14 protein-coding genes are annotated in these 12,336 nt (G+C 46.1%); 8 read left to right on the top strand and 6 right to left on the bottom strand.

Translation table 11 applies throughout. The features are described from left to right. Positions 1 to 35: 35 nt before the first annotated feature. Both dut and coaBC read right to left on the bottom strand, forming a co-directional pair. A complete protein-coding gene (gene dut, locus ACU8YC_RS17625; RefSeq protein ID WP_006687626.1) occupies positions 36 to 494 on the bottom strand; it encodes a dUTP diphosphatase in 459 nt (152 codons plus the stop codon). Next, positions 472 to 1,692, bottom strand: coding sequence for a bifunctional phosphopantothenoylcysteine decarboxylase/phosphopantothenate--cysteine ligase CoaBC (coaBC, locus tag ACU8YC_RS17620; RefSeq protein WP_187253950.1), 1,221 nt, complete (start codon positions 1,690 to 1,692; stop codon positions 472 to 474). Before coaBC ends, dut begins: the two co-directional genes overlap by 23 nt. Positions 1,693 to 1,864: 172 nt before the next feature. Here coaBC and radC point away from each other — a divergent pair, with 172 nt between their 5' ends. The 4 genes from radC (at position 1,865) to mutM (ending at position 4,083) form a co-directional block, all read left to right on the top strand. After that, positions 1,865 to 2,530: a RadC family protein gene (radC, locus tag ACU8YC_RS17615; RefSeq protein WP_151217024.1), complete on the top strand. Its 666-nt coding sequence runs from the start codon at positions 1,865 to 1,867 to the stop codon at positions 2,528 to 2,530. 218 nt (positions 2,531 to 2,748) lie between these two features. After that, positions 2,749 to 2,985, top strand: a complete 237-nt coding sequence (gene rpmB / locus ACU8YC_RS17610; protein ID WP_002436699.1) for a 50S ribosomal protein L28 — start codon at positions 2,749 to 2,751, stop codon at positions 2,983 to 2,985. Between the two features lie 22 nt (positions 2,986 to 3,007). Continuing rightward, the gene (gene rpmG / locus ACU8YC_RS17605; RefSeq protein WP_003024094.1) at positions 3,008 to 3,175 is read left to right on the top strand and encodes a 50S ribosomal protein L33; all 168 of its coding nucleotides are present in this window, start codon (positions 3,008 to 3,010) and stop codon (positions 3,173 to 3,175) included. A gap of 98 nt (positions 3,176 to 3,273) precedes the next feature. Further along, the gene (gene mutM, locus ACU8YC_RS17600) at positions 3,274 to 4,083 is read left to right on the top strand and encodes a bifunctional DNA-formamidopyrimidine glycosylase/DNA-(apurinic or apyrimidinic site) lyase (protein ID WP_414438304.1); all 810 of its coding nucleotides are present in this window, start codon (positions 3,274 to 3,276) and stop codon (positions 4,081 to 4,083) included. A 36-nt stretch (positions 4,084 to 4,119) separates the two neighbouring features. Here mutM and coaD read toward each other — a convergent pair whose 3' ends face one another. Together coaD and waaA are read right to left on the bottom strand one after the other, a co-directional pair. Further along, positions 4,120 to 4,599, bottom strand: a complete 480-nt coding sequence (coaD, locus tag ACU8YC_RS17595) for a pantetheine-phosphate adenylyltransferase (protein WP_003024099.1) — start codon at positions 4,597 to 4,599, stop codon at positions 4,120 to 4,122. An 8-nt stretch (positions 4,600 to 4,607) separates the two neighbouring features. Further along, positions 4,608 to 5,885, bottom strand: a complete 1,278-nt coding sequence (gene waaA, locus ACU8YC_RS17590; RefSeq protein WP_187253873.1) for a lipid IV(A) 3-deoxy-D-manno-octulosonic acid transferase — start codon at positions 5,883 to 5,885, stop codon at positions 4,608 to 4,610. A 424-nt stretch (positions 5,886 to 6,309) separates the two neighbouring features. Between waaA and ACU8YC_RS17585 the strand changes: the two genes are divergently transcribed. From ACU8YC_RS17585 to ACU8YC_RS17570, 4 genes are read left to right on the top strand one after another with little or no spacing between them, the layout of a single operon-like run. Next, the gene (locus ACU8YC_RS17585; RefSeq protein ID WP_151217020.1) at positions 6,310 to 7,434 is read left to right on the top strand and encodes a glycosyltransferase family 4 protein; all 1,125 of its coding nucleotides are present in this window, start codon (positions 6,310 to 6,312) and stop codon (positions 7,432 to 7,434) included. Beyond that, the gene (gene rfaP, locus ACU8YC_RS17580) at positions 7,427 to 8,224 is read left to right on the top strand and encodes a lipopolysaccharide core heptose(I) kinase RfaP (protein WP_151217019.1); all 798 of its coding nucleotides are present in this window, start codon (positions 7,427 to 7,429) and stop codon (positions 8,222 to 8,224) included. The genes ACU8YC_RS17585 and rfaP overlap by 8 nt, the downstream gene beginning before the upstream one ends. A 30-nt stretch (positions 8,225 to 8,254) precedes the next feature. After that, on the top strand, positions 8,255 to 9,274 hold the full coding sequence (locus tag ACU8YC_RS17575; RefSeq protein ID WP_446895596.1) for a glycosyltransferase family 8 protein: 1,020 nt from the start codon (positions 8,255 to 8,257) through the stop codon (positions 9,272 to 9,274). A 44-nt stretch (positions 9,275 to 9,318) separates the two neighbouring features. Further along, positions 9,319 to 10,311: a glycosyltransferase family 8 protein gene (locus ACU8YC_RS17570; RefSeq protein ID WP_210904126.1), complete on the top strand. Its 993-nt coding sequence runs from the start codon at positions 9,319 to 9,321 to the stop codon at positions 10,309 to 10,311. A gap of 24 nt (positions 10,312 to 10,335) precedes the next feature. Here the strand turns inward: ACU8YC_RS17570 and ACU8YC_RS17565 are convergent, their stop codons facing one another. Beyond that, complete coding sequence (locus tag ACU8YC_RS17565; protein ID WP_210904128.1) at positions 10,336 to 11,280, bottom strand: glycosyltransferase family 8 protein; 945 nt, start codon at positions 11,278 to 11,280, stop codon at positions 10,336 to 10,338. Further along, the gene (rfaQ, locus tag ACU8YC_RS17560) at positions 11,281 to 12,336 is read right to left on the bottom strand and encodes a lipopolysaccharide core heptosyltransferase RfaQ (protein WP_210904130.1); all 1,056 of its coding nucleotides are present in this window, start codon (positions 12,334 to 12,336) and stop codon (positions 11,281 to 11,283) included.

Below are 12,336 nucleotides of genomic sequence, written 5' to 3'. Positions count from 1 at the left end.
TTGCGTTATTACGCTGTGGGATACTTTTCTGCGGGTTACTTGCGCCCGGAATGGCCGAAGCCACCTTCGCCACGATCGGTGGCTTCAAACTCTTCCACCAGATTAAATTCAGCCTGTACGACCGGTACAAATACCATCTGCGCGATGCGTTCGCCCGGTTCAATCGTGAAGCTGTCCTGACCACGGTTCCAGATGGATACCATCAGTTGGCCCTGGTAGTCGGAATCAATCAAACCGACCAGATTGCCCAGTACGATACCGTGCTTATGGCCCAACCCGGAGCGCGGGAGCATCACCGCCGCCAGAGAAGGATCGGCGATATGGATGGCTAACCCGGTAGGCACCAGCGTTGTTGCGCCCGGCGCCAGTTCTACGGCGTCATCAAGACAAGCACGCAGGTCAAGTCCGGCAGAACCAGAAGTGGCGTACGTCGGGAGCGGAAATTGTTGCCCTACGCGCGGGTCCAGAATCTTAACGTCGATTTTTTTCATCATAACGGGTCACGATCTCGTCGAGTAATAATTGGCCCAGGAGTTCTTTGCGCTCAAGCGGTAAGACTTTATCTCCATCCTGCCAAAAAAGGTGTAATGCGTTGCTGTCGCTGTTAAACCCTTGAGTTGACAGCGAAACGTCGTTCGCACAGATCACATCAAGGTTTTTGCGGATGCGTTTTTGCCGGGCATATTCTTCCACATTATTTGTTTCGGCGGCAAACCCAACGACAAAAGGTCGGTTAGCATCCAGTGCGGCAACACCGGCGATGATGTCCGGATTTTTGACCATTTTTACTGTTAATTCATCACCCTGCGTCGCCTGCTTTTTGATTTTTTCGTGGGCGACAGTTTCAGCGCGGTAATCAGCGACTGCGGCGCAGCCGATAAAAATATGCTGTTGTTGTACCGCAGATTGCACGGCGGCTTCCATTTCCAGCGCGGTCATTACATCAACGCGCTGGACAAATTGCGGTGTGGTTAACGAAACCGGACCTGATACCAGCGTGACGTTTGCCCCGCGTTTTGCTGCAGCGGCTGCGATAGCAAATCCCATCTTCCCGGAACTGTGGTTGGAAATATACCTTACGGGATCAAGCGGTTCACGCGTCGGACCCGCTGTAATCATGATGTTGAGATGTTGCAGATCTTTGACAGGTGAAAAATGTTCTGCCGCCATATCCACAATCGTTAATGGATCCAGCATACGTCCAGGACCGACATCGCCACATGCCTGGCTACCGCTGTCAGGGCCCCAAATGAGCAAACCGCGTGAGGCAAGAACGCCCAGATTGTGCTGGGTAGCGGCAGCGCGGTACATCTGCTGGTTCATGGCCGGCAGCACGGCAACAGGCGCTGGAGTTGCCAGACAAATCGTAGACACCAGATCGTTGGCCATACCGGCGGCAACGCGGGCAATCAGGTCTGCCGTCGCAGGGGCCAGGATAACCAAATCGGCCCATTTCCCCAGCTCAATGTGGCCCATCGCAGCTTCGGCTGCGGGGTCAAGCAGGCTGTCGGAAACGGGATAACCCGAAACTGCCTGTAAGCTCAGAGGAGTAATAAACGCTTTTGCCGCTTCGGTCATCGCCACGCGGACGTCAGCGCCGCGTTCCCGTAAACGACGCACCAGCTCAGGGGTTTTGTACGCAGCAATACCGCCACTGACGCCAAGTACGATTTTTTTACCGGCCAGGCTCATCATGATCTTTCCTGTTGGGTTTCACCAGAAGGCGGATATTTTATCACAATCCGCAATGTGTCGTGCTTTTGCCCGCGATCCAGTTTGCGAGGCGCTACGAAGAAGTGATAACAGCGCGTCGATTCTCCGCTGGCGTTATGCCACTATGCGGATGCGAAATGAGGGGAAAAGCATGGAAAATACAGGACGTATAATGCCTCGGGAAAAGCTGTTGGCGCAGGGCGCTAGCTCGCTGAGCGACGTTGAGCTACTGGCTCTTTTTTTACGCACCGGGATGCTGGGTAAAGATGTGCTTACGCTGGCGAAAGAGATGCTTCAGCATTTTGATTCGCTGTATGGCCTGTTGTCTGCTGATTACATGGATTTCAGCTATGTTCAGGGCATCGGTATCGCGAAGTATGCACAGTTGAAGGGAATAGCGGAGCTGGCGAGGCGTTACTACAACGTACGGGTGATTGAGGAGCGCGCAATACTTAGCCCGGAAATGGCGCGTGAATTTCTGCAAAGTCAGCTCTCACAAGAGGAACGCGAGATCTTTTTTGTGATCTTTATGGATTCTCAACATCGCGTGATTAAACACAGTAAACTTTTTTCCGGTACGATTAGCCACGTCGAGGTACATCCGCGAGAAATTGTCCGCGAAGCGATAAAAATGAATGCTTCCGCAGTGATCCTTGCGCATAATCACCCTTCAGGGTGTGCAGAGCCGAGCAAAGCAGATAAACTCATCACCGAGCGTGTTGTGAAATGCTGTCAGTTCATGGATATCCGGGTGCTTGATCATCTGGTCATTGGGCGCGGAGAGTGCGTTTCTTTTGCGGAACGGGGTTGGATTTAATGCACTTTACGCGATCCATCGGGATCTTTGTCTGTTCGGGACTTGAGCATAACGCCGGGTCAGCGTATACTACGCCACCTTTGAGAATCTCGGGTTTGGCATTTGGGCCTGGCAATCGAGAGTTCACTTAGAACTATGCGATGACCGGGCTGTAAAGCCTGACGAGGCGCCGATACCCCATACGAAGCTCGAGCTAATTTGATTTTTGGAGAATAGACATGTCCCGAGTCTGCCAAGTTACTGGCAAGCGTCCGGTGACCGGTAACAACCGTTCCCACGCACTGAACGCGACTAAACGCCGTTTCCTGCCGAACCTGCACTCTCACCGTTTCTGGGTTGAGAGCGAGAAGCGTTTTGTCACCCTGCGCGTATCTGCTAAAGGTATGCGTGTAATCGATAAGAAAGGCATCGATACAGTTCTGTCTGAACTGCGTGCCCGTGGCGAAAAGTACTAAGTACTTAAAGAGGAAATAAATCATGGCTAAAGGTATTCGCGAGAAAATCAAGCTGGTTTCTTCTGCTGGTACAGGTCACTTCTACACCACCACGAAGAACAAACGTACTAAGCCGGAAAAACTGGAACTGAAAAAATTCGATCCAGTTGTACGCCAGCACGTACTGTACAAAGAAGCTAAAATCAAATAATTTTAGTTTCGATGTAGCAAAAAACCTCGCCTCGGCGGGGTTTTTTGTTTTCTGGCCGTCCCCATATTAATGAGACCTGATACACCGCCGGAGATACTATGCCTGAATTACCTGAAGTCGAAACCAGTCGTCGCGGGATTGAGCCGCATCTGGTGGGAGCAACGATTATGCACGCGACTGTGCGTAACGGTCGTTTGCGTTGGCCGGTATCAGAGGAAATCTATCGTCTGAGTGATAAGCCTGTTCTGAGCGTACAGCGGCGTGCGAAATACCTGCTTCTGGAGCTGTCGGATGGCTGGGTAATCATTCATCTGGGGATGTCGGGTAGTTTGCGTATCCTTCCTGAAGAGCTTCCGGCAGAAAAGCATGACCACGTCGACTTGGTGATGAGTAACGGCAAAGTCCTGCGTTATACTGATCCGCGTCGTTTTGGTGCCTGGCTGTGGACTAAAGAACTGGATGGGCATAATGTCTTCGCCCATCTTGGCCCCGAGCCGCTGAGCGACGATTTCAATGCCGGTTACCTGCAGCAGAAATGTGCGAAGAAGAAAACCGCGATTAAACCCTGGCTGATGGATAACAAGCTGGTGGTGGGGGTGGGAAACATCTATGCCAGCGAGTCGCTGTTTGCGGCGGGTATCCATCCTGACCGTCTGGCGTCATCGCTGTCGCAGGATGAGTGTGAACTGCTGGTGCGCGTTATCAAGGCGGTTTTGCTGCGTTCTATCGAGCAGGGCGGGACGACGCTGAAGGATTTTCTGCAAAGTGACGGTAAGCCGGGCTATTTTGCTCAGGAGCTGCAGGTCTATGGGAGAGAAGGCGAACCCTGTCGCGTATGCGGCGCGCCAGTCATTGCGACAAAACACGCCCAGCGCACAACGTTCTACTGCAGGTGCTGTCAGAAATAACACCCTATCGGCCGGACGCTCATCCGGCCAGGCACATTACTTCAACTTACTCATTAACGCCTGATGGACGTTTTCTGGCAGAAAGTGCGTCACATCACCCTGGTGGCGGGCGACTTCTTTCACCAGTGACGATGAGATAAATGACCACTCTTTAGACGGCATCAGAAAGACGCTTTCCAGTTGCGGCATGAGATGACGGTTCATATGGGCCAGCTGCATTTCATACTCAAAATCAGCCACCGCACGTAGGCCACGGATCAGAATGTTAGCCTGATTATCGCGGGCAAAGTTTGCCATCAGATCGCTGAAGCCCAGAACTTCCACATTGCCGAGATGCGCCGTTGCCTGTTGTGCCAGCTCAACGCGCTCTTCAAGGGTAAACATCGGTTTTTTACTGGGACTTGCGGCAATTGCCAGGATTACGTGATCGAACATGCTGGTCGCACGCGTCACGATATCAAGATGGCCGTTAGTTATGGGATCAAAGGTTCCTGGATAAATCGCCCGTTTTTGCATGGCTTGCCTCAATGCGTTTTGGGTGGCAGATAAGGTTCCAGCAGCTGCAGCAGACGCTGAAGCGCGCCCTGATTTTGATACAGAACTTCAACTGCGTGACGGCCATAAAAATTACGATAATCTGCATCGGTCAGTAAAGAAGAGACTTCTTTCGCCAGCGTGCTTGCGTCGGTGACCGTGATCAGTCCGCTTGCCTGTTCAAGGCGGGCGCAAATATCTTTAAAATTAAACGTATGTGGCCCCATCAGTACCGGAATGGCATGCGCTGCCGCTTCAAGTGGGTTGTGCCCACCACGTTCGACCAGTGAACCGCCGACAAAAGCAAGATCGGCAATACCGTACAACAACATCAGCTCGCCCATGGTGTCGCCAATCACGACCTGAGTACCTGATGACGGAACTTCGCCCGAAGAGCGTGTCGTATAGCTTAGTCCAGCCTGGCGTACGAGGTTGATGGCATCCGGGAATCGTTCAGGATGTCTGGGTACCAGAATCAGTAATAGATTAGGGAACTGGTTTAATAACGCCTGATGGGCGGCAATGATAATGCTTTCTTCACCGTCGTGGGTGCTTGTTGCGATCCATACCGGGCGGTGAGGCGCCCATTGCCGACGCAATGTAACCGCTTTTGCAGCCAGTTGTGGCGTGACGGAAATATCAAACTTCAGGCTACCAGTAACGGTGACCTGATTGCTTCTGGCGCCAAGCGCAATAAAACGCGCGCCATCTTCTTCATTTTGCGCAGCAATGAGCGTAATGCGACGTAGCAATCTGCCAACAAATTTACCCAATTTCCCGTAGCCAGCAGCCGAGCGAGCTGAAAGCCGGGCGTTGGCGATAACCAGAGGAATATGGCGTTTGTGCAGTGCTGCAATGAGATTTGGCCATAGCTCAGTTTCCATAATTAACACCAGCTTGGGGTCAACTTTATTCAGGAAACGATTGAGTGCGTCAGGTAAATCGTAAGGTAAATAGACGTGCTGAACGTCAGCACCAAACGCAGACTGGACACGCTCTGAGCCAGTTGGCGTCATGGTGGTAACCGTGATTGGCAAGTCAGGGTAACGATGTCGCAGAGCGCGGACCAAAGGGATCGCTGCCAGCGTCTCACCCACAGATACCGAATGAAGCATGATGCCGCCTGGCTTTAGCGGACGGCGGTAAAAGCCGTAGCGTTCACCCCAGCGTTTACGGTAGGCCGGAGCCTTACGTCCGCGCACCCAAAGCCGTATCCAGATCAAAGGCTGAATAAGGTAGAAAAGGGCGGTGTAAAGCAATTCGAGCATAATGGTAGCTGACTTATGAATGTGCTGGGGATTCTATGTATTTAACTATGGCTTTACCATCATTTTTATCCAGGTTGTCTCAAAACGATGGAATTGGTGAAGCATTATTTTAACAGGTGGTTATTTCAAAAATGCATAGGACCGCATTTACATGACTTAACGTCTTGTGCGGCGTGGGTTTTCTGGTGAGCTATTTTAATTTATATCTTTATGTTTTTAATAGATTATTTTGTTTTTTGTTCAAAAAATATTCATTTCGGAATGCGTGGCAATAAATGATATACTACTACACAATTTCAGGTAGCTAGCGGGCAGGGACGTTTCGAAAACATGAGAGGTAATCTTTTAATGGTTCAGGCTTGGATTACACGACTCTGATGTTTCCGACTCGGTATGTCTGGCGACGCGATGCGGATATTGATGCATGAATATTGCTTTTTGTTTGTACAAATATTTTCCCTATGGTGGGCTACAGCGTGATTTCTTGCGGGTAGCACTTACGGTTGCTGCGCGTGGTCATCATGTTCAGGTGTTTACCCAGTCATGGCAGGGCGAGCGTCCGGATGAACTGGAGATTATACTTGTCCCCGTCTCATCCAGAACCAATCACGGGAAAAATGAGCAATATTATCAGTGGGTTCAGGATTATTTACGTCAGCATCCCGTCGATCGTGTCGTCGGGTTTAACAAAATGCCTGGCTTGGATGTGTATTACGCCGCCGACGTTTGCTACGCGGAGAAAGTCGCCCGTGAGAAAGGCTTTTTCTACAAGTTGACGCGTCGGTACCGGCATTACTCCGCTTTTGAAAAAGCGGCATTTCAGCAAGGTGCTGGTACCACGCTATTGATGTTAACTGATAAACAAATTGGTGATTTCAAACATCATTACCAAACTGAGAGCCAGCGTTTTCGTATTCTGCCACCAGGAATATACCCTGACAGAAAGTACAGCCAGCAACCTGAAAACAGCAGGCAGATTGTCAGAGAAAAAAACGGTATTGGTCTCGATCAGTTTCTACTCCTGCAGGTAGGTTCTGATTTCAAACGCAAAGGCGTGCCAAGAACATTGCAGGCGTTGGCTTCTTTACCTGAGGCTATACGTCACCGTACGCGATTGATGGTTGTTGGTCAGGATAAGGCCGATCGTTACCGCACTCAGGCTCGTCAATTGGGTATTGAAGAACAAGTGCAGTTCTTCTCGGGGCGGGATGATGTCGCTGAATTGATGTCTGCGGCCGATTTATTGCTTCACCCGGCTGTTCAGGAAGCTGCTGGTATTGTCTTGTTGGAGGCTGTAGTTGCCGGGCTGCCAGTATTAACCACTGAAGTATGCGGCTATGCGGGTTATATTAATGCCGCCCAGTGTGGGGTGGTGATTCCTGAACCTTTTGAACAGGAAAATCTGAATACAGCACTTTTCGATGCGCTGCAAAATAATGAGCAGAGAAGTTATTGGGTCAGGAACGCGCGGCATTTTGCTGATACAGAAGATCTCTACAGCCTGGCAGATAAGGCTGCGGATATCATTTTAGGTCTTGATAATGATTGAGTTAAAAGAACCATTTGCCACGCAATGGCAAGGAAAAGACCCGTTTACGGAAGTCACTAAGTTGGATGGTGAAGTTTTTCGCGCTCTGGAAACACGGCGAACCCTGCGTTTTGAGATGATGGGTAAAGGGTATTTCCTTAAATATCATCATGGAACCACGCTTAAAGAAGTGGTTAAGAACCTTATTTCTTTACGTATGCCTGTACTTGGCGCAGACCGTGAGTGGTTGGCAATTCATCGCTTACAGGAACTGAATGTTGACACAATGACCGGTGTTGCATTTGGGCAGAAAGGACTGAATCCTTTAGAGCGAACCTCATTTATCATCACTGAAGATCTCTCTCCTGCCATAAGCCTTGAAGATTTTTGTGCAAGGTGGAAAGTTGAGCGCCCTGATTTTGTATTAAAACGGACAATTATTACCCGCGTGGCAGAAATGGTGGGTAAAATGCATCGGGGCGGGGTAAATCACCGGGATTGCTATATCTGCCATTTCCTGCTCCAGCAGCCGATGCCGGCAGACGTTGCGAACATCAAACTTTCCGTAATTGATTTGCATCGTGCACAAATACGCCAGCATGTACCACGTCGCTGGCGGGATAAGGATCTGATTGGACTCTATTTCTCTTCACTTGAGATCGGGTTGACGCCCAGAGATATCTATCGTTTTTTACGTGTCTATTTTTCGATGCCACTACGTGAAATCTTTCGTCAGGAAGTCAGGTTGTTTGAACAGGCTGTCACAAAAGCGCAAAAAATAAGACAAAGAACAATTAGAAAAGCGCTATAAATAACACATGAAGTTTGAGGCCATTTTATTATGAACATTGATTTCCAGAAGCTAATCATTCAAAAACATGTTATCGACAGCTCCTCGCATGATAAGAGTAAAAAATTAAGTGTTGCGTATGGTGTCGATCGTAATTTTTTGTTTGGTTCCGGCATTTCTATGACCTCAGTATTAGTGAATAATCCTGATATTGATATTCACTTTTATATAGCAACAGACTATATCGATGATGATTATCTGGAGAGCGTAAAACGCCTGACGCAAATGTACAGTACGACAGTCACTGTCCTTGTGTTCGATAACGCGGCATTTCGTGAGTTGCCGAGTACGAAAGCATGGACTTATGCAATGTACTATCGTTATTTCGCATTTGAATATTTAAGTACTGAGTTAAGTTCGGTACTGTATCTTGATGCCGATGTCATTTGCAAAGGTTCTCTACGAGAACTTACCGAGATTAACTTCTGTGGGGAATATGCTGCTGTTATCAATGATGTTGATGAAGTACGTACTAAATCCGGCAACAGGCTCGGTATTCCTGAACTGAGTAATGGATACTTTAACTCCGGAGTGGTGTTTGCGAATCTTGAAGTTTGGCGTGAGCAGCAGTTATTGACAAAGGCATTTTCTATCTTAGATGAACGCCAAAAAGAGCTGCTTTATTTTGACCAGGATGTTCTGAATATATTATTCGTTGGTAATGTGGTTTTCCTGAGACGAGATTTTAACTGCATTTATGGTGTAGATCAGGAACTAAAAAATAAAAACGATAAAATTTACCAGAATTATATTACAGATGATACTGTTTTAATACATTATGTCGGTGTCACTAAACCATGGCATACATGGGCAAAATATCCAGTGGCTAAATTTTTCATCGACGCATATAAAAAATCCGCATGGGCGGAAAAATCCTTATTAAATGCAAATACAGCAAAATTGTATAAACGAAAGTCACGGCATGAGAGAGTGCAGCGGAAATATATCCGCTCTGTGCTAAGTCATGTTATGTACATAAAAAATAAGTTACACAATACAAAAACATATTGAGTATAAAAATAACTTGTTGGTAATAAATTAAATAGGTGTAGCGAATGAATTTTGATTGTCATCAGTCTATAAAAAATATCCTTGATTTTAATCAAGCACCATCTGGACAACAAGCACAACTTAACATCGCTTGGGGTGTTGACAGAAATTTTATGTTTGGTGCCGCAATCTCGATGACATCGGTACTGTTGAATAATAAAGATTTAAATATCCATTTTCATCTTTTTACCGACTACATTGATGATGATTACAAGCAGCGGGTTGCAAAATTAGCAGAGCAATTTTCTACAAACATCACAATTTATGTTATGGATGCTAATGGGTTAAAAGTATTACCAAGTGGCCACGCGTGGTCGCACGCAATGTATTTCAGATTTATAGCCTTTGAGTATCTTGGTGAGGAAATTGATACGCTGCTATACATTGATGCGGATGTAATATGTAAGGGTTCCCTTTTCGAACTTACGCAAACTGATCTTAGGGATCATGTTGCGGCGGTAATCACTGATGTTGATGATAGCCCTGCCAGAGATATTGAGGAAAATAGAGATTATTTCAATTCTGGTGTAATTTATGCAAATCTTAAAAAGTGGAAAAAACAAAATTACATCAATTCTGCTTTTGATATTTTATTGGATAAAAACAATAAGCTTTCATTCCCAGATCAGGATGTTTTGAATATTCTCTTCTTAAAGAAAGTGATCTTTCTGGAAAGAAGGTTTAATGCTATTTATGGTATTAAACAAGAGTTAAAAAGCAAAGATGTTACAAAATATAAAGATTACATAAAACCTGATACTATTCTAATCCACTATGTTGGCGTGACTAAACCGTGGAACTCTTGGGCAAATTATCCTTCGGCGCAGTACTTTGTACAAGCGTGGAAGGTTTCACCATGGGCTGATATTCCGTTGTTACCAGCCAGAACGCCAAAGCAATATAAGAAGAAATCACGACATGAAAGGCTGCAAGGAAAATATTGTGCTTCAGTAATTAGCTATATCGGCTATTTACGTGCAAAGTTACAAAATAAGTAAAAACTCCCGTAAGGGAGTTTTTACTTAGCGCAGTTTTGTATTGAGATATTTCAGATACCATTTGATAGAACTGAGGTAATTTCCCCTTTTGGCTTCCTGACGCGAGTAAACCCTATAATCAGTAGGCCTCATACGTGGAGCATAAGAGCGCATTTCTGTGTTCTGCCATGGTGTAAAATGATGGTAGAAAAGATAGAGTTGCTGTGAAAGCCCTGTATGTTCTTTATACCAGGGCTTTCTTCCGCCAGTGAAATGAATAATTCGCGGCAGTGTCTCTTTTTGATAGAAGAAAATATCTTTTTGTTGGTCATTAAACCAGTTAAATAAAAAATTCCATCGATTATCAATGAATTTGACATTGCCATCGATTGCAATATTCAAGGCATCTTGATCAGGGTAGGGGAGGCTTTCTCCCCGATCAAATAGAATCTGATTGGCTTTTTTTTCAATATCATTTTTAAGCCAATTTTTTATGTTAATATAAAGAAATCCGGAGTTAAAATAAGAGGAAGTATTAAGCTTTAAGCGGTTGGCATTTTTGATATCAGTGTTATTTAACGAGTCATGACTGGCAGCACAAATTACCTCGCTAATATCAATGCTATTAATATCATGAATTTTGTCGAAGCAAAGAGTATCTGCATCTAAATAGATAAAGTACTCTACTTTATCTTTAAGTAGGCGAGGTACGGCCAACCTCATATAGATTGAACGGTTCAGATGTTTGATTGCAAAGTCATTATTATACTTTTCAATCTCTTCTTTATCGATACTGATAACCTGAATTTTATCACTAGTAGAACGCAGTTTATTGATTTCTTCGTCAGTAACATCATAAACAAAGACAAAAAATGACAGGTCCTGTTCCGGGTTATTCATTATGACAGACATAATGGACACTGCTACATATTCCAGATAATTAGCATCTGTACAGTAAGCGATATTAATAATGTTATTTTTGTTGTCCATTTATGCTTTCTCATTACCTTGAACATTGTCATTATCATGAAGTACCGTATCGATAGCGTCAACCACGGCCTGTTCCGGTATCCATGTCAGATATTTTTTTGACCGGTCAAGTTCATCCCGCGAAGGCATCGGATGGTATTCGCCAGCCCAAATTAAAATGGCTTTATCAGACCACGGCTTCCATTGTTGAAAATTGGTGGCACCAAACAGGCAAACTTGCGGTGTCTTTAGCGCTGCTGCCATATGCATCGGTGCAGAATCGACACCAATGTACAAAACAGCATGGTCGATCAACGCAGCCAGTTGCAGGAAGGTCGTTTTACCTGCCAGCGTCAGGTCGGGGGGAGATTGGCACAGTTCAGCAATGCGCTGAACCTGTTGCTGCTCACTTAATGCTGGCCCACAGGTAAGATAAACATGCAAACCACGCTGATGCAGGTGGTCTATAACATGCGCGAACTTCTCATCATCCCAGCATTTAAACTCTTGCCTGGCAGTGGGCTGAATAACGACATATTTCTGCGCAGGCAACGTGGGTAACAGGGATACCAGATGTTGATAATCGTCCTGACGATAACTCAGTGACATCTCTTTCTTTAATTCTGCTTCGCTAAAACCAATGCCTTTTAGAATCGATAGGTTTTGTTCAACAATATGTGTCCCAATGGAGGGGGTTACTCGCGTAAAAAGTCGGTTCCAATGATCTTTCTCGCGCAGGAAGGCAATTGAAGGACGGCGTAAAGAGGCGATAAGTGCACCAATTGGCCATTGCTCGGTAAGGTTAACAATCAGATCATAGTGATTTTTCTTCAGTTGTTGACGTACTGAGAGATAATTTTTTGCTGTTGCCAGCAGGCCCTGTTTTTTCTCAATGAGATAAAATGCATTGATGTCTTTGTGGGCTGCTAAGATTGCTTTGGTATCTTTATAAAGGAGCAGATCGATCTTGGCATGTGGATAACGAGCCCGAATGCTGGCAATGACCGGCGTTGTTAACAGAACATCTCCATAAAATTTGAGCTTGCAAATAAGAACTCGGTCAATTTTTTCAAACAT

The organism is Citrobacter sp. VF227 (assembly GCF_052950715.1).
The sequence above is the reverse complement of the archived record's forward strand: the minus strand, read 5'-3'. Positions and strand labels throughout refer to the sequence as shown.

Bases quoted from the DNA above. Each gene is read 5' to 3' on its own strand.
- coaBC (WP_187253950.1), bottom strand. From the start codon at position 1,692: ATGAGCCTGGCCGGTAAAAAAATCGTACTTGGCGTCAGTGGCGGTATT.
- mutM (WP_414438304.1), top strand. From the start codon at position 3,274: ATGCCTGAATTACCTGAAGTCGAAACCAGTCGTCGCGGGATTGAGCCG.
- ACU8YC_RS17585 (WP_151217020.1), top strand. From the start codon at position 6,310: ATGAATATTGCTTTTTGTTTGTACAAATATTTTCCCTATGGTGGGCTA.
- ACU8YC_RS17565 (WP_210904128.1), bottom strand. From the start codon at position 11,280: ATGGACAACAAAAATAACATTATTAATATCGCTTACTGTACAGATGCT.
- dut (WP_006687626.1), bottom strand. From the start codon at position 494: ATGATGAAAAAAATCGACGTTAAGATTCTGGACCCGCGCGTAGGGCAA.
- coaD (WP_003024099.1), bottom strand. From the start codon at position 4,599: ATGCAAAAACGGGCGATTTATCCAGGAACCTTTGATCCCATAACTAAC.
- rpmB (WP_002436699.1), top strand. From the start codon at position 2,749: ATGTCCCGAGTCTGCCAAGTTACTGGCAAGCGTCCGGTGACCGGTAAC.
- rfaP (WP_151217019.1), top strand. From the start codon at position 7,427: ATGATTGAGTTAAAAGAACCATTTGCCACGCAATGGCAAGGAAAAGAC.
- waaA (WP_187253873.1), bottom strand. From the start codon at position 5,885: ATGCTCGAATTGCTTTACACCGCCCTTTTCTACCTTATTCAGCCTTTG.
- radC (WP_151217024.1), top strand. From the start codon at position 1,865: ATGGAAAATACAGGACGTATAATGCCTCGGGAAAAGCTGTTGGCGCAG.
- ACU8YC_RS17575 (WP_446895596.1), top strand. From the start codon at position 8,255: ATGAACATTGATTTCCAGAAGCTAATCATTCAAAAACATGTTATCGAC.
- rfaQ (WP_210904130.1), bottom strand. From the start codon at position 12,336: ATGTTTGAAAAAATTGACCGAGTTCTTATTTGCAAGCTCAAATTTTAT.
- ACU8YC_RS17570 (WP_210904126.1), top strand. From the start codon at position 9,319: ATGAATTTTGATTGTCATCAGTCTATAAAAAATATCCTTGATTTTAAT.
- rpmG (WP_003024094.1), top strand. From the start codon at position 3,008: ATGGCTAAAGGTATTCGCGAGAAAATCAAGCTGGTTTCTTCTGCTGGT.